31 protein-coding genes are annotated in these 20,832 nt (G+C 40.5%); 25 read left to right on the top strand and 6 right to left on the bottom strand.

All coding sequences use genetic code 11. From position 1 onward, the window contains the following. Nucleotides 1-2: 2 nt before the first annotated feature. The 9 genes from ACH0QE_RS20955 to ACH0QE_RS20915 all read left to right on the top strand — a co-directional run bounded on the left by ACH0QE_RS20955 (nucleotide 3) and on the right by ACH0QE_RS20915 (nucleotide 3,627). Nucleotides 3-209, top strand: coding sequence for a hypothetical protein (locus ACH0QE_RS20955; RefSeq protein WP_415802416.1), 207 nt, complete (start codon nucleotides 3-5; stop codon nucleotides 207-209). Between the two features lie 17 nt (nucleotides 210-226). Further along, nucleotides 227-388, top strand: coding sequence for a hypothetical protein (locus ACH0QE_RS20950; RefSeq protein ID WP_415802415.1), 162 nt, complete (start codon nucleotides 227-229; stop codon nucleotides 386-388). 54 nt (nucleotides 389-442) lie between these two features. Next, nucleotides 443-670: a hypothetical protein gene (locus ACH0QE_RS20945; protein WP_415802414.1), complete on the top strand. Its 228-nt coding sequence runs from the start codon at nucleotides 443-445 to the stop codon at nucleotides 668-670. Nucleotides 671-729: 59 nt separating this feature from the next. Next, complete coding sequence (locus ACH0QE_RS20940) at nucleotides 730-1,191, top strand: GNAT family N-acetyltransferase (RefSeq protein ID WP_415802413.1); 462 nt, start codon at nucleotides 730-732, stop codon at nucleotides 1,189-1,191. Between the two features lie 102 nt (nucleotides 1,192-1,293). Next, nucleotides 1,294-1,896, top strand: coding sequence for a hypothetical protein (locus ACH0QE_RS20935; protein WP_415802412.1), 603 nt, complete (start codon nucleotides 1,294-1,296; stop codon nucleotides 1,894-1,896). Further along, the gene (locus tag ACH0QE_RS20930; RefSeq protein WP_415802411.1) at nucleotides 1,889-2,464 is read left to right on the top strand and encodes a DUF402 domain-containing protein; all 576 of its coding nucleotides are present in this window, start codon (nucleotides 1,889-1,891) and stop codon (nucleotides 2,462-2,464) included. The genes ACH0QE_RS20935 and ACH0QE_RS20930 overlap by 8 nt, the downstream gene beginning before the upstream one ends. A 2-nt stretch (nucleotides 2,465-2,466) precedes the next feature. Next, complete coding sequence (locus tag ACH0QE_RS20925) at nucleotides 2,467-2,784, top strand: hypothetical protein (RefSeq protein ID WP_415802410.1); 318 nt, start codon at nucleotides 2,467-2,469, stop codon at nucleotides 2,782-2,784. Between the two features lie 115 nt (nucleotides 2,785-2,899). Next, nucleotides 2,900-3,226 (top strand): hypothetical protein, encoded by a 327-nt coding sequence (locus tag ACH0QE_RS20920; RefSeq protein WP_415802409.1) that lies wholly within the window; start codon nucleotides 2,900-2,902, stop codon nucleotides 3,224-3,226. An 11-nt stretch (nucleotides 3,227-3,237) separates the two neighbouring features. Continuing rightward, nucleotides 3,238-3,627, top strand: coding sequence for a hypothetical protein (locus ACH0QE_RS20915; protein WP_415802408.1), 390 nt, complete (start codon nucleotides 3,238-3,240; stop codon nucleotides 3,625-3,627). A 29-nt stretch (nucleotides 3,628-3,656) separates the two neighbouring features. Here the strand turns inward: ACH0QE_RS20915 and ACH0QE_RS20910 are convergent, their stop codons facing one another. After that, the gene (locus ACH0QE_RS20910) at nucleotides 3,657-4,106 is read right to left on the bottom strand and encodes a GNAT family N-acetyltransferase (RefSeq protein WP_415802407.1); all 450 of its coding nucleotides are present in this window, start codon (nucleotides 4,104-4,106) and stop codon (nucleotides 3,657-3,659) included. Nucleotides 4,107-4,171: 65 nt separating this feature from the next. Further along, nucleotides 4,172-4,705, bottom strand: coding sequence for a hypothetical protein (locus ACH0QE_RS20905; RefSeq protein ID WP_415802406.1), 534 nt, complete (start codon nucleotides 4,703-4,705; stop codon nucleotides 4,172-4,174). Nucleotides 4,706-4,873: 168 nt separating this feature from the next. Here ACH0QE_RS20905 and ACH0QE_RS20900 point away from each other — a divergent pair, with 168 nt between their 5' ends. Beyond that, nucleotides 4,874-6,802, top strand: a complete 1,929-nt coding sequence (locus ACH0QE_RS20900; protein ID WP_415802405.1) for an ATP-dependent DNA helicase — start codon at nucleotides 4,874-4,876, stop codon at nucleotides 6,800-6,802. Nucleotides 6,803-6,848: 46 nt separating this feature from the next. Here the strand turns inward: ACH0QE_RS20900 and ACH0QE_RS20895 are convergent, their stop codons facing one another. Together ACH0QE_RS20895 and lexA are read right to left on the bottom strand one after the other, a co-directional pair. Then, nucleotides 6,849-7,052 carry a hypothetical protein gene (locus ACH0QE_RS20895; RefSeq protein ID WP_415802404.1) on the bottom strand — a complete coding sequence of 68 codons (204 nt, stop codon included), beginning with the start codon at nucleotides 7,050-7,052 and terminating at the stop codon, nucleotides 6,849-6,851. A 163-nt stretch (nucleotides 7,053-7,215) separates the two neighbouring features. Next, on the bottom strand, nucleotides 7,216-7,839 hold the full coding sequence (lexA, locus tag ACH0QE_RS20890) for a transcriptional repressor LexA (protein WP_102262342.1): 624 nt from the start codon (nucleotides 7,837-7,839) through the stop codon (nucleotides 7,216-7,218). Between the two features lie 154 nt (nucleotides 7,840-7,993). Between lexA and yneA the strand changes: the two genes are divergently transcribed. The 9 genes from yneA (at nucleotide 7,994) to ACH0QE_RS20845 (ending at nucleotide 15,186) form a co-directional block, all read left to right on the top strand. Next, complete coding sequence (yneA, locus tag ACH0QE_RS20885; protein ID WP_415802402.1) at nucleotides 7,994-8,308, top strand: cell division suppressor protein YneA; 315 nt, start codon at nucleotides 7,994-7,996, stop codon at nucleotides 8,306-8,308. A gap of 24 nt (nucleotides 8,309-8,332) precedes the next feature. After that, nucleotides 8,333-8,977 carry a YneB family resolvase-like protein gene (locus ACH0QE_RS20880; RefSeq protein ID WP_415802401.1) on the top strand — a complete coding sequence of 215 codons (645 nt, stop codon included), beginning with the start codon at nucleotides 8,333-8,335 and terminating at the stop codon, nucleotides 8,975-8,977. Between the two features lie 78 nt (nucleotides 8,978-9,055). After that, a complete protein-coding gene (locus tag ACH0QE_RS20875; RefSeq protein ID WP_214737807.1) occupies nucleotides 9,056-9,289 on the top strand; it encodes a DUF896 domain-containing protein in 234 nt (77 codons plus the stop codon). A 354-nt stretch (nucleotides 9,290-9,643) separates the two neighbouring features. Then, the gene (gene tkt, locus ACH0QE_RS20870; protein WP_415802399.1) at nucleotides 9,644-11,653 is read left to right on the top strand and encodes a transketolase; all 2,010 of its coding nucleotides are present in this window, start codon (nucleotides 9,644-9,646) and stop codon (nucleotides 11,651-11,653) included. 276 nt (nucleotides 11,654-11,929) lie between these two features. After that, the gene (locus ACH0QE_RS20865) at nucleotides 11,930-12,355 is read left to right on the top strand and encodes a VOC family protein (protein ID WP_415802397.1); all 426 of its coding nucleotides are present in this window, start codon (nucleotides 11,930-11,932) and stop codon (nucleotides 12,353-12,355) included. A gap of 234 nt (nucleotides 12,356-12,589) precedes the next feature. Beyond that, nucleotides 12,590-13,114, top strand: a complete 525-nt coding sequence (locus ACH0QE_RS20860) for a CBO0543 family protein (protein ID WP_415802395.1) — start codon at nucleotides 12,590-12,592, stop codon at nucleotides 13,112-13,114. Nucleotides 13,115-13,307: 193 nt separating this feature from the next. Further along, nucleotides 13,308-14,090: an SDR family NAD(P)-dependent oxidoreductase gene (locus ACH0QE_RS20855; protein WP_415802425.1), complete on the top strand. Its 783-nt coding sequence runs from the start codon at nucleotides 13,308-13,310 to the stop codon at nucleotides 14,088-14,090. 107 nt (nucleotides 14,091-14,197) lie between these two features. After that, complete coding sequence (locus ACH0QE_RS20850) at nucleotides 14,198-14,893, top strand: lysozyme family protein (RefSeq protein WP_415802393.1); 696 nt, start codon at nucleotides 14,198-14,200, stop codon at nucleotides 14,891-14,893. A gap of 143 nt (nucleotides 14,894-15,036) precedes the next feature. Further along, complete coding sequence (locus tag ACH0QE_RS20845; protein WP_415802391.1) at nucleotides 15,037-15,186, top strand: hypothetical protein; 150 nt, start codon at nucleotides 15,037-15,039, stop codon at nucleotides 15,184-15,186. 40 nt (nucleotides 15,187-15,226) lie between these two features. Here the strand turns inward: ACH0QE_RS20845 and ACH0QE_RS20840 are convergent, their stop codons facing one another. Next, the gene (locus ACH0QE_RS20840) at nucleotides 15,227-15,862 is read right to left on the bottom strand and encodes an FMN-dependent NADH-azoreductase (RefSeq protein WP_415802389.1); all 636 of its coding nucleotides are present in this window, start codon (nucleotides 15,860-15,862) and stop codon (nucleotides 15,227-15,229) included. A 252-nt stretch (nucleotides 15,863-16,114) separates the two neighbouring features. On the opposite strand from ACH0QE_RS20840, the gene sirA reads away from it, so the two are divergent. Both sirA and ACH0QE_RS20830 read left to right on the top strand, forming a co-directional pair. Next, nucleotides 16,115-16,555, top strand: a complete 441-nt coding sequence (sirA, locus tag ACH0QE_RS20835; protein WP_415802388.1) for a sporulation inhibitor of replication protein SirA — start codon at nucleotides 16,115-16,117, stop codon at nucleotides 16,553-16,555. 167 nt (nucleotides 16,556-16,722) lie between these two features. After that, nucleotides 16,723-16,938 carry a YneF family protein gene (locus ACH0QE_RS20830; protein WP_041966564.1) on the top strand — a complete coding sequence of 72 codons (216 nt, stop codon included), beginning with the start codon at nucleotides 16,723-16,725 and terminating at the stop codon, nucleotides 16,936-16,938. A 520-nt stretch (nucleotides 16,939-17,458) separates the two neighbouring features. Here ACH0QE_RS20830 and ACH0QE_RS20825 read toward each other — a convergent pair. Beyond that, on the bottom strand, nucleotides 17,459-17,620 hold the full coding sequence (locus tag ACH0QE_RS20825; RefSeq protein ID WP_415802386.1) for a hypothetical protein: 162 nt from the start codon (nucleotides 17,618-17,620) through the stop codon (nucleotides 17,459-17,461). A 140-nt stretch (nucleotides 17,621-17,760) separates the two neighbouring features. Between ACH0QE_RS20825 and ACH0QE_RS20820 the strand changes: the two genes are divergently transcribed. The 4 genes from ACH0QE_RS20820 to ACH0QE_RS20805 all read left to right on the top strand — a co-directional run bounded on the left by ACH0QE_RS20820 (nucleotide 17,761) and on the right by ACH0QE_RS20805 (nucleotide 20,741). Then, on the top strand, nucleotides 17,761-18,216 hold the full coding sequence (locus ACH0QE_RS20820) for a GNAT family N-acetyltransferase (RefSeq protein ID WP_415802384.1): 456 nt from the start codon (nucleotides 17,761-17,763) through the stop codon (nucleotides 18,214-18,216). Between the two features lie 13 nt (nucleotides 18,217-18,229). After that, a complete protein-coding gene (locus tag ACH0QE_RS20815) occupies nucleotides 18,230-18,604 on the top strand; it encodes a DUF2750 domain-containing protein (protein ID WP_415802383.1) in 375 nt (124 codons plus the stop codon). Between the two features lie 82 nt (nucleotides 18,605-18,686). Continuing rightward, nucleotides 18,687-19,982, top strand: coding sequence for an MFS transporter (locus ACH0QE_RS20810; protein WP_415802381.1), 1,296 nt, complete (start codon nucleotides 18,687-18,689; stop codon nucleotides 19,980-19,982). A gap of 117 nt (nucleotides 19,983-20,099) precedes the next feature. After that, nucleotides 20,100-20,741: a Type 1 glutamine amidotransferase-like domain-containing protein gene (locus ACH0QE_RS20805; RefSeq protein WP_415802380.1), complete on the top strand. Its 642-nt coding sequence runs from the start codon at nucleotides 20,100-20,102 to the stop codon at nucleotides 20,739-20,741. Nucleotides 20,742-20,832 lie beyond the last annotated feature (91 nt).

Below are 20,832 nucleotides of genomic sequence, written 5' to 3'. Positions count from 1 at the left end.
ATATGATTAGCGATGATAAAAGATTACTAGCTGAAAGATGGTTCAGTGAATATTTTACAGAGGGGAATCTCGATGTGATTGAAGAACTGACTTCAGAGGACTTTATTTACCATTCGCGAAATGGAGAAAACTCTCGCAGATCGATGGTAGATTTCATGAATGGTATCGATCCGTTTTTCAGAACGATATTTGGGTACTGGATGATTTGATTGAACAGGGCAATAAATTGGTAGTACGTTACACCGGCTGGATGACATACAAAGGCGGCTGGTTCGACATCCCATCTGAAAATCAGCGAGTAAAAGAGACAGGGATCATGATTTTTTCATTTGAATGCAGCAAAGTGAAGGAAATGTGGTGTGAGAATAGCGATGCTGGCATTTTATAAGATTTAGGTGCAATGAAGAAAAACACTCATGAAGTTTTTTAGGGGGGATGAGATATGGCAGGGACAATATTTTGGCTATTGATTGTAGCGTTCGGTTTCCTGTTTATTGGGGGCTTGATAAATAAATCCTGGAAGCTTCTACTTATGAGCGGAATGGCCGTTACCCTTCCGTCCCTTTATTTTCTGGGAGCGGAAAATGGATTTAGGCTGTTAGCTCTCGTTCCATTGATTCCTTTTGGATTGAGTTATTTTTTTGGAAAAAACAGAAAGGAAAGCAGATAAGTGGGCAGCAGAACATCACCTAAAAGCAGCGAACATTTTTTATATCAACGGAGTGGAATATGAAAATTAGATTAGCCAACCAAGGGGATATTGATCAATTAATAAAAATGAGATGGGACTTTACCCTCGAAGATTACCCCGAAATGGGGGAGGGAGTTGAGTATAGCTCCTTTGAAAAAGAATGCAGAGGGTTCCTCGAATTTGCGCTGGAAAGCGGGCAATGGTTTGTCTGGCTTGCCGAGAATAACGGGGAAATCGTTTCCCATATTTACGTTGAATTGGTCCATAAGGTGCCACGTCCAGGCAGGGTCACACATCCGTTTGCATACATGACAAATGTATATACTGTTCCCGAATATAGGGGAAAAGGGACTGGGAGCAAGTTGCTGTCACGTGTAAATGAATGGGCTGAAGAAGAGAAGTACGAGTTCATCATCGTGTGGCCAAGCGATAAGAGCATCGAGTTTTATGGAAGAAATGGCTACACACATTGTGCGGAGCCAATGGAAAAGCATTTTTAATGTCGATAGTTCAATGATTTTTCCTCGAGTAAATTTTTGGAATATTTGAAACCTTCCTCCTGGATAAACGTATTAACATTTATCTAGGGAGAAGGAGGAAATATGATGGCACGTGTAAGTTTCAATACAGAGAATTCATCTAATATAGTCCTCGTGACAGCAATTATTTTAATCATCAGCAGTTTGTTCATGCCTCTCGTTTTTGTTTATATTATTCAGGATTATCTTTACCTGTCAGCTGATAAGTGGTTTTATGATACACCACCATCTGCATACGTAATTTTCATGATTGGGATGCTTTGGATAGCGGTAACTCTGTTTCTGCATTTATTTTTAACGTGGAAGTTCGAATGGAAAGGCATCAAGTGGATCACACTTCTCATCATGCTAGCATGCGTACCACTCTTCATGTTCGGCGTGTCAAACTATTATTACCTTGATGACCAGGGAATGCATTTTAATGATTATAAAACGTTCAACACGATCAACTCCTATTATTGGGAGGATGTTAAAGAAGCAAAAGAAATTTTCGTGAAAAGTAATGGAGTAACCGTAGTAGACCGTTTAAATCTAGTCACAAAAGCTGGAGAAGTGATCGAACTGCCTTATAACAGCAAGGTGCAGAACAACAGGTTCAAAATCATGGAGAAACTGCAAGAAAACAATATTCCCCTAACTAATAATATGGGAGATTTATATGAATGATATTAAGTTAAAAAGAAAATATGGTGACCGGGCTGATTGGCTTCGTGTCGTTCAAAGGGAATTCATTCAGGATTTCTTCAATGAAGATGGTTTTAAGGGTCACGTTACCATGTTAAAGGTGATCAAAATAACTGAACCATTATATGTCCAATATGGGGATAAAAAGGTCTGCATAGTAGACGAAGGCTATTCTTGGCTGCAGCATTTTCCTGAGGGGGCACGTCATTCAATCACTACTATGTTTAATGCGGCAGGGGAGATTGTCCAATGGTATATCGATATATGCTATCGAAATGGCGTTGATAATAGTCGTCCGTGGATGGACGACCTCTTTTTGGACATCATTATCCTTCCTACAGGAGAAGTTTTTCATAAAGATGCCAATGAACTAGAGTTGGCGTTATCCTCTGGTGTTATTGATGAGGAACTATATCATATCGCAGTCTCTGAGGCTGATGCTATAAAGAAACAAATCGAAGCCGATGAATTTGATTTACTGCATTTAACTAAGGTACATAAAGAGTGTATGGAACGGAAGCTTACTAGTCGTCGGATTCGAGGTGTGTAAAAGTGTTCGTGAAGATATATAGTTACCATTTAAAGTCAGGCAAAGAACAAGAGTACCTGAAAATCCAGCAAGAAACAGATCGGATTTATTCTAGATTCCTAGACAAAAAGACACTTCATCTCCAAAGCAAGTCAGATAAAACGAAATGGCTTGAGATACACACATATAATAATGAAAACGTTTTTAATGAGACCATTCAAATAATAGACCAACAGACGGAAATTCAGGTTTTGTACAAGCGGTTTCTTGAAGTTATCACTTCACTTGAGGAAATCTCAGAAGAAAACTACCATCTGATTGATTTAAAGGCAAATCCATAAACGAAAAACTGGACTGGGGATTGAGATGAGAAAATTTAGCATAGTGCTACCAGTGCTTTTACTTTTTATTGCTGGCTGTAATGCCAGTTTTAAACCGGAGCTTACGAGGATAGATGTGAAAAAAATATCTGAACAGAGCATAAATGATGGAGAAGAAAAAATCATTGCCTCCAATGATAACCTAAAGAAAATTCAGCAAGCATTCGATAAAATTAAGTGGTCACCAAATACGGAAGCTGAAATGGCAAGGAAAGAGGATATACTTGCTACGTCCTTTATTCAGGAAGAAAAGAATATGCCTGAAAGATTATATCGTTACAGGATATGGTTTGAAGGGGAAACGGCTACGATTATCAGTGACAAGGATAATGAGGGTTACGGAAGATTAACAGATAAAGAGCAAGTCGAGGTTCTTGAATCTGTATTGTTAGCTGGGGAGTAGGGGATTTAACTATGACAAGCAAAAAAGAAAAGTGGATTTCGATTCTGCTTTATATAGTATTTCTAATAGGCCTGCTTGTTGCGATGTATATTGTATTAACAGATATTGATACTCCGAACTCCTTAAGATTTGTAATCGGGTTTGTTATATTTTTGCTGCTATTTGGGCTTTTTCAAATGATCCTTATCATCATGAATGTTAAGAATTTGCCTGACTTTGATGTTAAAAGGCGGATATTGAAATTCGCGGGAACGTTTATATTCTTAATGGCTGCATCTTATACATCAAACTATTTATTTTGGCCAGAGCGGCTTGATAACCTGGATTTTGGGGCTCCTCTGGGGTTGGCTCTTGGCATCACCTTTTATGATTTATTGTTTAAAAAAAGTGAGGAGTGGTAGAGTCGCACTGTTTCTCCTCACTTTTAAAACTAACTTACAGCATTAAACGCAGGTGGATACTCAATTTTCCCCTGTAATCCACTTAATGAGCCTTCCTCGAGCTCAAGTGCCATAAAAACTTCATCAGGCATTGGGAAAGGAGAATCAATCCCAAACTGGCTTGCTGGCGAAAAGCCAAAGCGAGGGTAAAAGTTCGGGTGCCCTAGGACAAAAATATGATTGTATCCTAAAGCCTTGCATGCTTTGATACCTTCGTTGACGAGATCAGAACCGATTCCGTTATTTTGATAATCTGGTTTTACAGCCATGGGAGCAAGACCTAAAGTAGGAACAGTTCCTTGCTTTGTAACAAGGTGGATAATACTAAAAAGGATATGTCCGATGACTTCTCCGTCATCCTTAACAGCGACTAGGCTCAATTTAGGGACAAATTGTTCTGATTCCCGTATTAGTACGGGCTTCGTTTTCTCCCGTGTCAAAAGCCATTAAATTTGTCTCTCTTATCCCTGAGTAATCACCAGGATTTTCCTGACGGATGATGTAATCATTTCTTTTCATACTTCTTGTACTCCCTCCATATCAGTTTTGACGTTTTGGATTCCGAGTCAGTAAATTCTTTATAATATTGTTTTTCATTTTCGCCCGATATTGAGTCTGCTTTATTTAACAATGTAATAAGAAAGTTTATTTTAAGGTTAATTTCCTCTTGGTTCTTTGCGTAATCCGACTCTTTCTTTACAGTAATTGCTAATTGATGATAATCATCTGCAAGTGAATTGAGTATATCTCCGATGACTGAGATTTTTCCGTTCATCATATAATATTGTCTGCTTAGTCGAGTTATTTCTCCTATGTGAGAGGCTAATGTGATTTCACCTTCCTCTTCTTTCAAAATCTTGATCCAAATGTTTGGATCACCATCATTCTCCAATAAAAATAGAGAGTCGCGTACTGTCCGTTGGAAGTTGTATCCTAGTTGACTCTCAAATTCTGTAATTCTGTTGTACTGGTAAATATTAATGAAAAATAATAAAGCTATGAGAGCAATGTTTATGTAGATGATTTTTTTAGATTTCATAAAAACTCTCCTTAGTTAAATTTAGGATTATTTTAACAGTTTATTCCTAATAATGGAATTAGAGTTTTTACCTATATTTTATATTTCATTTCTTTCACTAAATGACTGATTATCTGTTATGATAAAAGCTGGCTTTTTTGCCGGAATCAATAGTCGAGGAGAACCTGAATGACAAATAAACTTCCATTTACAATCAGTAAAAACGATACATTCTTTGATTTATTAGGGGATTACATTGGTGATGTCTTTTACGATATTTTGCCTGAAAAGGGCTATGAACTCCGTGATGAGCAGATTTATATGGCCTTCCAGGTTGAGCAGGCCTTTAAGAATAAAGGAATTGTTTTCGCCGAAGCTGGCGTAGGCACTGGTAAAACTTTCGTCTATCTCATTTATGCCATTCTATACGCAAGATACATGGGCAAGCCGGCTATTGTTTCCTGCTCTGATGAAACACTGATTGAGCAGCTCGTAAAAGAGGGCGGCGATATCGAAAAGCTCGAAAAGGCGTTAGGGTTGAAGGTCGATGTCCGATTGGCAAAAGCAAGAGAACAATATGTATGCGTGAAAAAGCTTGATGACCTTTCAAACACGTCGAATGAAAAAGAAATCCTTGACGTCCATGACCAGCTGCCAGATTTCATCTTTGATGAAGGGATTTCAATGAATTCATTCACTCGTTATGGTGACCGAAAGGAATATCCATGGGTCACGAATGAAAATTGGGCTTCAATGGCCTGGGATCCACTTCAGCAATGCTCAACATGCAGCTGGCGCCACCGCTGCGGCCAAACATTGAACCGTGATTATTATCGACATGCAGGCGATTTGATTATTTGCTCACATGACTTTTACATGGAACATGTCTGGACGAAAGATTCCCGTAAACGGGAAGGACAGATGCCACTACTGCCAGAAGCAAGTACCGTGATTTTTGATGAGGGCCACTTGCTTGAGTTCGCAGCACAAAAGGGACTAACATACAGGTTCAACTCACAAACTTTGACGACTGTCCTGACAGGATATATGCACCAGGACGTACGAGAGGAATCACTGTATTTAATTGAGGATATTTTAGAGCTTCATGATGCATGGTTTGACCTATTGGTTGAAAACTCCTCTGCTATAGAAGGTTCTAATCGAAAAGAAGTACCGATGCTACCAAGTATCAGGAAAACGGCAGAAACACTCGAGAAAAAGGTTAGCGATTTAATGGATCAGCTAGTCTTTGATGCGGAAATGTTCCTGATTGACGAATACCATTTGAAAATCATGGAAGAGTATCTCGAGTTTTTCGCATACGGTCTTTCTGTTTTCTTGAAGAACGACGAAGGGATTTTCTGGCTAGAAGAGAATGAAGTGCAAACTTCCCTTGTCATCATGCCTCGTCTTGTGGAGGATATTTTGAAAAAAGAAGTATTTTCCCAAAACATCCCGTTTGTATTTTCGTCAGCGACCTTGTCTCAAGCTGGAGATTTCAGCTATATAGCGAAAAGCCTAGGGATCGGAAAATACTCCTCCTTTACTGTAGCGTCACCATTTGATTATGAAGAGCAAATGGAGTTGGTGGCACACATCGAGGAGGATGAAATGAAGAAATGGGACAAAATAGGGGATGACCTTAGAAGTAAGAATGGCAGTTCGCTTGTTCTGTTCTCTTCCATGCAGGAAATGGATCGATTCCGGGCGTGGTCTGAAAAACAAGAATGGAGTTTTCCTATCCTGTTTGAAGGAGACCGTGAAATCAGTGAAACCGTAAAGGAATTCCAGAATGACACCGAGACCGTTCTATGTTCCTACAACCTGTGGGAAGGACTGGACGTACCAGGAGAATCACTGATTCAAGTCATCATTTCTTCATTGCCATTCCCGCCTCATGACCCAGTCTTCCAGGCGAAAAGAAAACATGCGGATAATCCAGCTGCTGAGGTAGATATACCATATATGCTCCTACGCCTAAGACAAGGAATGGGACGATTGATCAGAACCAATCAAGATAGCGGAACCGTACATGTATGGCTTACTCAAAATCAAAAAGCTGCATACAATGAAGAGTTAAAAGGTGTACTGCCTGTTCAAAATATTCATTGGAAATAGAGAAATCCCGAAAGGAATAATCCTTTCGGGATTTTTCAGTTAGGTGTTAGTCTCTGCAACCGCACTTCCTGCGGCGGCGGTCACGATCGTCTTCCCGATCATCCTGAGCACCGGCTACTAAATCCTCGATTATACAACGGCGCACAGCACGGCAGAGATCATCAAAATCAACAGTTGCCCTGACTCTGTCTCTGTCACGGTTAGGGTAAAATACACCTGCTACATCATTGTCATTACGATTGTATCCCATTAGAAACTCAACTCCTTTCCATCATGAAAGATACTTACACAATATCTTATGTGGAGAGGGACAAGTTGTTAGGGTCTCTACCTATTTTTTTCATAAATGTGCTAGTCTCATATGCTAAAAGTTTAATAGATAGAAAAAAAGCAAGCGGAGTCCGCTTGCTTTTTTAATGCATATGCCGGTATACACCAATGACTTTACCAAGTATGGATACGTTACGAAGGATAATTGGGTCCATAGTAGGATTTTCCGGCTGGAGCCTGAAATAATCCTTTTCCTTGAAGAAACGCTTAACTGTTGCTTCATCATCCTCAGTCATCGCTACAACAATGTCTCCGTTATTAGCAGTTTTTTGCTGCTTAACAATAACATAGTCACCGTCGAGGATGCCTGCTTCAATCATACTGTCACCCATGATTTCCAGCATGAAAACCTGCTCATCATGGGGAACAAGGCGATCAGGAAGAGGGAAGTACTCTTCTACATTTTCAATGGCCGTGATCGGCATACCAGCTGTTACTTTACCGACAACAGGTACATTGACCACATTATATTTAGGGATGCGGCTATCTTCTTCTATTTCCAGAATTTCTATTGCACGCGGCTTGGTAGGATCTCGTCGGATCAAGCCTTTGCTCTCAAGTCTTGCAAGGTGTCCATGGACAGTGGAGCTTGATGCAAGCCCGACAGCTTCGCCGATTTCACGTACGGAAGGCGGATACCCTTTTTTCTTGACTTCGCCTTTTATGAATTCAAATATATCTTGTTGCCGCTTAGATAACTTTGTCATATTCACGCACCTCGTATATTTTCTTGTCCTAATTATACCATGTCTATTCCACAGATACAAACATAAGTTCGAATTTTTGAGTTGACACGAAACAAATGTTCGATTTATAATAAAGTTAATTAACCGAACATACATTCGTTAAGGGGTGCCGTAAATGAAAAAACTATGGGAAAACTATTCATATGCCATAATACTGCTTGCTGTCAGCTTAATCTTTTCATTCGTAGCAAAAGCTCAATTAAATAACGAAGATGCATACATAACTGTTACTATAGAAGAAGGACAATCACTGTGGGAAATTGCAGAGACGTTTGCCAGCAAACATAATTTTTCTGAAAATGAATTCGTTAGCTGGGTAGAAAAAGAAAACGGAATTATTGGGGAAATGGTCTTTCCAGGAGATGAATTAGTGATCCCCGTTGTAGCAGAACACATGGAGCCTACCCAGATTGCGGGAGCAGAAAGATAGATTGGACTAGAATAAGGTGACAACATGAAAGCAATTATTTATTGCCGAGTAAGTACAACGAAGGAAACGCAGGAAACTTCGCTGGCCAGGCAGGAAGAAGAGTTGCTGCGTCTGGCAAGTAATTATGGTTTTGACGTAGCGAGAATTATTAAAGAAAAAGCTAGTGGTTATGACCTTGAAAGGGAAGGGATCCTGGAACTGCTGGAATTGATCAAGGACAAAAAGATAGGGGCTTTGCTCATCCAGGATGAAACAAGACTTGGAAGAGGCAATGCCAAGGTTGCAATTCTTCATTGTATTCTAAAAGAAAATGTAAAATTATATAGTGTCTCCCACAGTGGGGAACTCCAGCTTTCTGAATCAGATTCCATGGTCCTGCAGATTGTCAGTATGGTGGAAGAGTATCAGAGGAAGATCCATAATATTAAGATTAAACGTGGCATGAAACGAGCGATTGAGCATGGATACAAGCCACAGCGCAATCTGAAAAATCAAGGTGAGCACTCCGGCCGGGACCGGAAAGAGATGCCAATCGAGGAAATCGTGAAGCTGCGGAATAATGGATTGACGTTTGCTGAGATTGCTGCAACATTAAGAGGGTTTGGGTACAACGTATCTAAGGCTACAGTGAACCGAAGATATCTTGAGTACATAGAGACAAAAGAATAACGAAGCTCTATTCTTGTAAAATCGCAAGAATTTTAGTAAGATGTCATTTGACGTAATTTTTTACAAAGGAGCTTTACAATGCTATCAAGTGATAAAATTGCTAGAATCAATGAACTGGCAAGGAAAGCAAAATCATCTAAGTTGACGGAAGAAGAAGCAAAGGAACAGACGAAGCTTCGTGCAGAATATCTTCAGTCTTTCCGGTCTTCTATGCTCAATACACTTAAAGGTGTTACCATTGTCGATCCAGAAGGCAATGATGTTACCCCTGATAAGCTCAAGGAAGAAAAAGCGAAGAATAAGCTTCATTAAATATATACTAATTTGGAATACATGCGACATGTATTCCATTTTTATTTTGGTGAATTTATGATAAATAATCCACTAGTTTGTTTCATCTCCGAAAATAAGTGGAAATTAGAGTAAGGTATTATTTTGAATAAAATTCTGGCTGTTCGAACTATTACGGAAATTCCATGTAAAAGTACTCCACCTCAATTATTTTTTACCCGCTAAGGTATGCATTTACATAACAACAGCGAGTTTGTGTCAAAATAGATAACAATACGGCCATTTCTGTCTCTTTCAGGCACAATTTGTTGTATAATAATTTCTCTCGCTATAATATTAATGATGTAGCTAGTACCTATAGAAAGGATGTATTTAATGTTTAAAGAAATTGATATGCTTTCAATTGATTCCATTCGTACCTTATCAATTGATGCAATTGAAAAGGCAAATTCCGGCCACCCAGGCATGCCAATGGGGGCAGCTCCAATGGCTTACACATTGTGGACTCGTTACATGAACATCAATCCTAAGAACCCAGAATGGTTTAACCGCGATCGTTTTGTATTGTCTGCTGGACACGGTTCAATGCTGCTATACAGCTTGCTGCACCTTGCAGGTTATGATCTGACAATGGATGATATTAAACAGTTCCGCCAGTGGGGAAGCAAGACTCCAGGACACCCTGAGTTCGGCCACACTGCTGGTGTAGATGCAACAACTGGACCGCTTGGCCAGGGAATTGCTATGGCAGTCGGTATGGCAATGGCTGAACGCCATCTTGCTGCTGCTTACAATAGAGATAACTATAATCTCGTTGATCACTATACATATAGCATTTGCGGTGACGGCGATCTAATGGAGGGTGTATCTGCTGAAGCGGCATCACTGGCAGCTCACCTGAAGCTAGGCAGAATGATCGTTCTTTATGATTCAAACGATATTTCTTTGGATGGAGATCTTGATAAGTCATTCTCAGAAAGTGTTGAAGGCCGATTCAAGGCATATGGCTGGCAATACATTCGCGTCGAAGACGGCAACAACCTTGAAGAAATCGCAAAAGCAATTGAAGAAGCTAAGACGGATGAAGACCGTCCAACATTGATTGAAGTCAAGACAATCATCGGATATGGTTCACCTAACCTTTCAGGTAAATCTGATGTTCACGGCGCTCCGCTTGGTGCTGATGAATTGAAGCTTACTAAAGAAGCTTATAAGTGGACTTTTGAAGAAGACTTCCATGTACCAAGTGAAGTATATGATCACTTCAAACAGCAAATCGCTGATAAAGGTGAACAAGCAGAACAGGCTTGGAACGAGCTTTTCGCAAGTTATAAGAGCGAATATCCTGAACTAGGAGCCCAGCTTGAAAAAGCCATGAAGGGTGAATTAGTTGAAGGATGGGATAAAGACATCCCTGTATACGAAGAAGGAAAGAGCCTTGCGAGCCGTGCTTCATCTGGAGAAGCTCTTAACGGAATCGCGAAAAACCTTCCTTACTTGATCGGTGGGTCGGCTGACCTTGCTGGATCAAACAAGACAATGATTAAGGGATCTGGTGACTTCTTCCCAGGTTCATTCGAAGGCCGCAACATCTGGTTTGGTGTACGTGAATTCGCTATGGGTGCTGCGATGAACGGTATGGCGCTCCACGGCGGATTAAAGATATTTGGCGGAACATTCTTCGTGTTCTCCGATTACTTAAAGCCGGCAATCAGACTTGCTGCATTGATGGGCTTGCCTGTAACATACGTATTCACTCATGACAGCATCGCAGTAGGGGAAGATGGTCCTACGCACGAACCAGTTGAGCAGCTTGCAGGTCTTCGTGCAATGCCGAACCTGTCTGTCATCCGTCCTGCAGATGGTAACGAAACAGCGGCAGCGTGGAAGCTTTCAATTGAATCAACTAAGACGCCTACAGCTCTTGTGTTGACTCGCCAAAACTTGCCGACCATCAAAAACACTGACAAGAATGCGTACGAAGGCGTCTCAAAGGGTGCTTACGTCATTTCTGCGGCTGGAAAAGACACTGCTGATGCATTGCTTCTAGCAGCAGGATCAGAAGTTGGTCTTGCTGTGAAAGCACAAGAGGCTCTGGCTTCTGAAGGCATCGACGTTGCTGTTGTAAGTATGCCTTCATGGGATCGCTTCGAACAGCAGTCCAAGGAATACAAAGAAAGTGTTATTCCGAAGTCTGTCAAGAAGCGCCTTGGAATCGAGATGGGCTCTTCACTAGGCTGGCACCGTTACGTTGGTGACGAGGGTGAAGTACTTGCGATCGATACATTTGGTGCATCTGCTCCAGGCGAAAAGATCTTGGAAGAGTACGGCTTCTCCGTGAACAATGTAGTTGCTCGCGTAAAGGCATTGCTCCAACAAAACTAAATGAATTATATGAAAAACGAGTATGGATTGATTTCCGTACTCGTTTTTTTGATTTTACATAAGGGCTATTCGTCGATCCACCTCATCCAAATTAGTAAATTACAAAAATGTTTTAGTGTAATCTAAACGGTAAACAGCCTTGTTCAACTAAGCCTTTAGTAAAAATACAGGATTAATTTCGCTACCATGAGGGCATTATAGGATATTGTTTTAAAATGAAAAATGTGGTAAAATTTTAAACGAACAAATGTTCTATTTCAAAAAAGAGGTGTTGTTATGATAACAGGTATTGTTCCTTATCTAGTAACAAATGGGAATGGCCAGGAGGCAGTGGAGTTTTATAAAAATGCGTTAGGGGCAGAGGTCATCAGTCTGCAAACATTTGGAGAGATGCCTCCCAATCCAGAGTATCCGCTTCCTGAAGAAGCAAAAGATCGGGTCCTGAATGCTCAATTGAAAATCAGCAACGCCAGCTTAATGTTATCGGATACTTTTCCCGGCCAACCCTATCAGCTTGGGTCCCAGGTAACGGTAGCACTTTTATTAAATGATGCAGCAGAAGCAAAAGAAATTTTTGAGAAGCTTCAGGTGGATGGAAAAGTTACGATGCCTATCCAGGAAACCTTCTGGAGTCCTGCTTATGGCCAGGTGACTGATAAGTTTGGCGTAGAGTGGCAAGTATCAACAGAGAGTGAAAAATAATAGCAAAGGCCAGGCTGAAACTTGCAGCCTGGCTTTTCTTCACCGTGCATTATGGATTACCTTCTTTGCGTAGAGCACCGAAAGAATCAACAGTATTTACACCAATCTTTTATACACTCCATTATTTATAATTCTATAGGAAAAATTTGTTGCAGAAGAGTTTTAATGGTGATTATTTTTTAATTAATATAAAGAAATTGGAAAAGCTATTAAAAAAAAGCTGGAGTGTAACTCATGCATTTTATTTACAATGGTTTGTTTCTAATAGCGGGAATCATTTGGGGTGATTGGAAACAGTGGCGCGAATATTATCCTACAATCCTCTACTATATTATCGGAGATTTATTAAAATTTGCTTTGCTTTACAATTACCCAATGTGGACCTATCAAGAGACAATTATGGGTGAGGAGATCCTTAGGAATCATACCATCATCTCCCTCATGATCATGATTATTGTTTATCCTTCAACAATCTTGATTTACCTCGGCAGATTTCCTTTAACGTGGTGGAAGAAGCTAGCGTGGATTTCCTTTTGGGCGCTCCTTTATACATGCGTTGAGTTTATCAATGAAAAGTACTTAAATTTAATCAATCATCACCATGGCTGGAATATTGGCTGGTCCCTTTTGTTCAACTTCGTTATGTTTTCATTGCTGAGAATCCATTTCAGAAATCCTCTTTTAGCATGGGCCTTGTCTATCCCGTGGGTCCTCTTTTTGCTTAACGTCTTTAATGTTCCGGTTGATAGGATGAAATAAGTGCCTCTGATTCTTTTGGAATTAATATAAAACAAGTTATGATATGTCTAAACTCCCGTTATATATCACAATGAAGTGAATCTTTTATCCGGTTTTGACAAGCGCCCTTGTGAAAACTGCATACAAACTGGGACAGATAAGAGTGAAGATAAAATAATACGGGAAAAGCTAAAGGATATATGTTATGAAAGGGATGAAAGGGATGAAAGAGATGAAAGAGATGAAAGAGATGAAAGCAAGCTTAGAGGGAAAGGTAGTTATCGTAACAGGAGGATCAAATGGAATTGGCAGAGGGTTAGCAAAGGCTTTTGTTAAGGAACAGGCCATTGTCTGCATTGCGGATAAAGATGAGGAGAAAGGTAACGAAATTGTACGTCTCTTGGAAGAGGCAGGAGGACAAGCCGCCTTTTATAAAACAGACGTCAGGAAAGAAGAAGATATTTTAAATCTAGTAGAAAGTGCAATTAAAGATTTCGGCAAAATTGATATTTTAATTAATAATGCTGGGGTTTCGAGATTCAAGCCTTTATTTGAGTTGACGACTGCCGAGTGGGAGGATGTCGTGTTTACCAATCTCAGGAGTGTTTTCATCGGTTCACGTGAAGCTGCCCGCAGGATGAATGCAGGAGGCCGGATCATCAATATAGCATCAACAAGAGCAACAATGTCTGAGCCCAACTCAGAAGCTTATGCTTCCTCCAAAGGCGGAATCGTTGCTTTGACACATGCCCTGGCAGCCTCACTTCAAGAGAAGGGAATCACGGTCAACTCAATAAGTCCTGGGTGGATCCAGACAGAGGATTATGACGAACTCAGGGAGAAGGATCATCTTCAGCATTGGTCCAACCGTGTTGGTAAGCCAGAGGATATAGCCAAAGCTTGCCTCTATTTAGCTGACCCGGAGAACGATTTTATAAATGGCCAGGACCTGGTCATCGATGGTGGAATGACACGTAAAATGATCTATGAAGAATAATTAATTGAGAGGGAGCTGCAAAAATGATTGCGGCTCCCTTTCAACTTTTAATATTTTTTTATAGAATAGGAGGAGGAGAAAGTACGCAATTGGGAGAGAAGGAATGGATGAAATACACGAAAAAGAAGCCCAAAAAGAAAAAGCAAGTCCAGAGAAACTTCAATCTGGCAATCTTATTATTTATTGCCTTTATTGGTTTTTTCCTGCTTGATAGATTTCTGGATTTATATAATCAAAGTTTCAAAAAAATGAATGTTGGTGTGAATAGTTCAATTGGAGAAGTTGCCAAGTATACGCCGATGATTGAGAAAGAATTAAAAAAGGTTGGGCTGGACGGACATACCGTCACAGTCGCAGCTTTAATGATGCAGGAAAGCCGGGGAAAGGGCGGCGACCCTATGCAAGCCTCTGAATCTGCTGGCCTTGCACCAAATACGATTCAGGACCCTAAACAAAGCGTCCAACAAGGTGTAAAGTACTTCAATCGAGTTGTAGAGTATGGAAATAAGAAGCAAGTGGACTTTCCCACAGTCATCCAATCATACAATATGGGAATCGGCTATATTGATTTTGTAGCAAAAAACGGTGGTAAGCACAGCGAGGAGCTGGCAAAGAAATTTTCAATGATCCAGGTCGAAAAAAATCCTCAAACATATAATTGCGGCGGTGATAAGAACAATTTCCGTTATCCATATTGCTATGGTGATTTTACCTATAGCACAAAGGTTGCAAAACATATAGAATCAATTACGGTCAGCATCCCAGCTAGTTTAGGCGAAGCAACTACGAAGCGTTCATTTTAAATTGAGTGATAGGACAACCAGTCAAAACATCCGAATTATCGGGTGTTTTTTTAATTTTTTGAGAAAAAAGCAGGAAAAAAGAATGAACACGGTAAATATATTAGTAACAAATACCCATACTAAAAATCAGGAGGTGTGTATAAATGTTTGAATATGGCAAGGACATTCCACTGGACGGTGCGGCAGTAAAGCATGCAGCTCAACAAGGAAACACTGAAGAACAGGAAATCTCGGAAGGTGCTGTTTTCAATTTCGACCATCGCAAGGACATTCCGTTGGACGGTGTAAAATAATTCAGTAAAAAAAGCCTGAAAACAGGCTTTTTTTGCTGGGTTAAAATTGTTTTGCAAGCTCGTTCGCGCGTTGAATTGCTTGTTGTTTGATGTCCTGAGCTTTATCAGGTGTAGCTGCCATACCTTCTACCGCCAGTGTTTCAACATCAGTAACTCCCATGAATGCAAGAACTGCACGAAGGTAACGGTCACCAAATTCTAAATCTTTAGCTGGTCCTTCTGAGTACACACCGCCGCGTGCCTGGATATGAAGGGCTTTTTTACCACCTAGCAAGCCAACAGGGCCTTCTGCAGTATACTTAAATGTCTTGCCCGCAATTGCAATATTATCAATGTATGCTTTCATTTTTGGAGGGAAGCTGAAATTCCATAAAGGAGTCGCAAAGATGTACTTATCTCCCGCAATAAATTGGTCTGTCAGTTGATTGATTGAGCTGACTTTTTGTTTTTCATCGTCACTAAGCTGGTCGAAAGCTGATCCTTGCTGTAATTTACCCCAGCCACTGAAAACATCTGTATCAATGAACGGTACGTCCATTTTATAAAGGTCCAATCTGACGACTTCATCCTCAGGATTGTTTTCACGGTAGGCTTTAATGAACTCTTCCCCAACCGATAAGCTGAACGATTCCTCAACCGGTTTTGGATTCGCTGTAATATAGAGTACTGTAGCCATGCATAGTCATCCTTTCTCTTTCTATTTAACATTGATATATTCCCCTGATTAATGGCCAGTATTCCTTTTCTTCATAAAAAAATGTCAAACTTCTAATTCCGTGACAACTGAAATTTTGGATTTTATAATGAAAAAGTAAGAAAGTTTTGAATTCGACATAATTAGTGGATTTTTTCGGCATCTTTAGACAAACGCAGACCGAACGTTTTCCTATAATAAAGACAAAAGCTTGTCTGCAGAGGAGGGGATCAGTTGAGATCCTACCAGCTATATCTAATAGAAGATGAATTTGCCTCCCATTATTTCGGAAGAGAACGGATGTTTTATCAATTGTTTTTGGAATATAGTCAAGCAAACGACGATTTGAAAACGATCATTGCCAAGCAAGTCAAGTTCGTTACAAAATCCATTCCCGTACTTCGCATTCATCAGCTCCTGCATCAACAGCTTTCCAAGGCAAAAGGATTTCATGTTGAAAACGGCATATATATTTATGAAAATAACACTAATAACAGTTCTGCCACACTTAGAGTGCATGAGAGATGGCTGGAGCTGGATTCCCATGGACAAGTCGACGCTGAAACTGTCTTTTTTGAAATCCTCCGGAAATGTGAATCATCATTTCTGGCCATCGACCTTGAATCAAACAAATACGGCTGGCTAAAGCCGATTAAGGAACGAAAATATGTATAATGAGGTTGATGCACTAGTTGCTGATTGTTTTAGTGCATGGATTGTGAAGTAAATGCAAAAAGTTTTCAAATTGAGATTATTTAATAGAGAAAAAAACCAACAGATATTGTATAATAGCAGTTGGTTTAGTACACTGTATGTTAGACAACATGAAGGAGGAAGTTTTTATGTGGGACTTAATTCTAGTTGGTATACTGGCATTGGTTGTCGGTGTAGCGCTAGGATTTTTCATTGCTCGTAAATACATGGAGAGCTACTTGAAGAAAAATCCGCCAATCAATGAACAAATGCTTAAAATGATGATGATGCAGATGGGTATGAAACCATCCCAGAAGAAAATCAATCAAATGATGTCAGCAATGAACAAGCAGACAGGAAAATAATATAGGACAAGCACTCATTCTTAATGATGGGTGCTTTTCTTATTTATAGAATCTCTTAAGGACATTTCAATGTGCGGTTGGGATCAAATGTCTAAGAAGAACGGTTTAATGGACATTTTGAGGTGTAGATGAGATTGAAATGTCTAAGAAGAACGGTTTAATGGACATTTTGAGGTGTAGATGGGATTGAAATGTCTAAGAAGAACGGTTTAATGGACATTTTGAGGTGTAGATTGGATTGAAATGTCTAAGAAGATGGGTTTAATGGACATTTTGAGGTGTAGATGGGATTGAAATGTCTAAGAAAGGGGGTTTAATGGACATTTTGAGGTGTAGATGAGATTGAAATGTCTAAGAAGATGGGTTTAATGGACATTTTGAGGTGTAGATGGGATTGAAATGTCTAAGAAAGAGGGTTTAATGGACATTTTAATCAGTAAATGGAATAGAAATGTCCAAGAAGAATTTAATAATTTGCAGCCATTAAAATGACTAGATAAAAATAACGCCGGAAATGGCGTTATTTTTGTTTGTTTGTTTTGTCTTCAGCCTTAGTTTTAGTGCCTTGCTGAAAAATGGAATCGAAAAATTCGTCCGCGGTTTCCATTACGCCACCGTGAAGCTGGCCGTCAGCACCGACTTTGTTTTTGTCACCTTTCACTGGATTATGGATTCTTACCATAGAAAATACACCTCCTATATTTAGGCTTTGTTATCAAAGATCAAAATAACCAGGCTAACAGCAAATGTTAAACTATGGCAGGACATCTGTTGGCAGATACAGAATATGAATCCTAAGGAATTTCAAAAAGGAGATTATATATGTATCAATATTTCAACGGACTTGTCATAAGGGAAGGCACGGAAGGAATACCGGCGGAAAAGGTCGAGAAGCTTTTTGAAGATGCTGGCTGGGCAAGGAACACTCCAGATTGGCAAAAGGAAAAATTTTCGCTGATCTTCAAAAATTCCACATTCGCATTTACAGTGTGGGACCAAAATGAAATGGTCGGGATGGTCAGGGTTATCTCGGATCAAATTATGGCAGCAAACATTATGGACTTGGCGGTTTTATCAGAATATCGTGGAAAAGGTATTGGCCAGAAGCTCGTGCAGCTTTGCGTACAAAAACTTCCTCACGGAGACTGGTTTGCCCATACTTCGGCCAACAATTTTAGTTTTTATGAAAAATGCGGTTTTGAGGTAAAGGATCTTTCGCAAAATGGTACTTGCGCGTATTATGGGTACATCCAGGCACGTAAAGATGGACATAGATAGGAGTGCTGTAACTTTGAATCAACGTGAATTTGAAGGAGTCACCAGGCAGCCAGCAGCTATCAGGTATGAATACTTCATTAAAAAAGCAGTAGATTATGAAGAGATTTGGGGACTATATAACGATGGCTGGGCAACTGCCCAAGATGACATGGGCAATACGCTGCTCCCATTCTTCCCTAATGAAAAGTTCGCAGAAACCTTTGCGAAGAAAGAATGGGAAGACTTTAGTCCAAGAAGAATTGAATTGGCTCACTTCCTCGAAAAGTGGCTTCCGGGGATGAAATCTGACGGTGTCAAACCTTCCATTTTTCCAACGGAAACAGATTCTGCCATAATGGATGTGGACACTCTGAGGATAGATTTAGAAGCTGAGCTGGAGAAGTATTAATTCGATATTATCTGATATTCAAACCATACCCTTTATGGTATAATTAGGTTACCTATGATTTAAGAAAGAGAGAGCTGAAAAAATGTCACGTCAAACTGAAGATGCTACGGCTTTGGAAAGTCAACCCGAGTGGCTGCAAGCTTATGTAGAATCACCTGAAAAACAAAAAGCTTTATATAAAAAGACATTATTAATAGTTGTTTTATCTCAGATTTTCGGCGGTGCAGGTCTTGCTGCAGGGATTACTGTGGGGGCACTGTTGGCTAAAGACATGCTTGGCACGGATAGTGTTGCCGGTCTCCCAATAGCTCTTTTCACCCTGGGATCTGCTGGCGCGGCTCTCGTTGTAGGACGTCTTTCGCAACGCTATGGCAGGCGTGCTGGCCTCGCTTCAGGATTTTTAACAGGCGGAATTGGCGCCATTGGGGTAATCATCGCTGCGGTAACGAATAATATCTTTCTGCTCTTTGCGGCGCTTTTAATATACGGTGCCGGAAGTGCGACAAATTTACAGGCACGGTATGCCGGGACGGATCTAGCCAGTTCGAAACAACGTGCGACAGCAGTCAGTATCGCGATGGTTTCGACGACGTTTGGTGCTGTAGCTGGTCCTAACCTTGTAGAGGTAATGGGCGAATTTGCAATATCTGTAGGGGTTCCGGCTTTGTCCGGCCCATTCATCCTCGCAGCTGCAGCTTATATCGTTGCTGGATTAGTGTTATTGATTTTCCTCCGTCCAGATCCTTTTGTGGTCGCCAGAGCGATAGCATTGGCAGAACAGAATGCTAAAGCCAGCTCTCCTGATTATGTAGAGGAAGAATTCGTAACGGATAAGAGGGGTATCGGAGTTGCCGCCCTTATTATGGTCCTCACACAAATGGTGATGGTAGCGATCATGACGATGACTCCGGTGCATATGGGCAGCCATGGACATGATTTAAGTGCAGTTGGTATGGTAATTGGGTTCCACATAGGAGCAATGTATCTGCCTTCTTTATTAACTGGAGTACTAGTTGATAAAATCGGTCGGTCGTCGATGGCGGTCGCTTCCGGAGTCACACTGCTGGCTTCCGGTGTTATGGCTGCTGTTGCTCCGGGAGAATCTATGCTTTGGATCACTCTTGCTCTCATTCTTCTCGGTCTCGGCTGGAACTTTGGCTTGATCAGCGGAACCGCACTGCTTGTCGATGCGACAAATCCAACGAACCGCGCAAAAATGCAAGGAACTGTGGATGTGATGGTCGCTTTGTCAGGAGCTTCGGGAGGGATGCTTTCCGGGATGGTTGTTGCTAATTCAAGCTTTGCCTTCCTTTCGCTGGCAGGAGGGGTACTATCCTTAGTGTTAATACCATTTGTGATCTGGTCAAATAAAAAGTAAATGTTTTTCTGATGAGTCTGGATGTTCCAGGCTCTTTTTATTTGCTCCTTTTGCAGGTTTTTACAGTTTCTTTAGCGAACTTATCTTGATAAAAATTTGCAGAAAGAGTTGGTCTGAATGAGTAAACTAGTGCTGTTGAGTGATTTAAGAAATATGAATACTGAGTTAAAAAACAGAATCAAGGAATTAACAAGTTCAGAGCCTTTTAAGCTTGCTTATATCCCATCACGAACTGATAAAGAAAGATGGTATTTTGAAAAGGCCAGGCCAGAGTTAACGGGTTTGGGTGTTACTGCCTTCTTTTATTTTGACGTAGACCAGGAGTTTGAGGAATCACAGCTGGAGGAGTTCAGAAGCTGTGACGGCATTTTTCTGTCAGGGGGAAATACATATCTATTTTTGAAAAACCTGCAGGAGAGGGACATGTTTAGATACATTAATGAAATGGTGCTAGAAGGAAAACCACTAATTGGTGTTAGTGCAGGAAGCATCATCATGTCCAAAAGCATCAAGATTGCCGAGTTCCATGATCAAAATGAAGATCAGCTTAATGACTTAACCGGATTGGGGTTGGTGGATTTTGAGTTGATGCCACATTGGAACAGAGAAAAAGATCAACTGGAGAAACTGTTGAAATATTCGCTTTACCAGGAAGAAAGTATTCTTACATGCCAAGACGGCGATGGGATCGTCATTGATGGAGAAAAAATCAAGTTTTATGGGGATATAAAAGAGATCCGAAAAGGAGTTTTGCTATAATTTAAAAAAGATGTTTTACATTGCATTATTGGACAAATGGAGGGAAGAAACCGGTGAAGTCTGATGGGAGAGCTCTAACGGACAAACAGAA

It is taken from the genome of Mesobacillus sp. (assembly GCF_047739415.1).
Classification (GTDB): domain Bacteria; phylum Bacillota; class Bacilli; order Bacillales; family Cytobacillaceae; genus Mesobacillus.
This window is presented reverse-complemented; position numbering and strand designations above follow the sequence as displayed.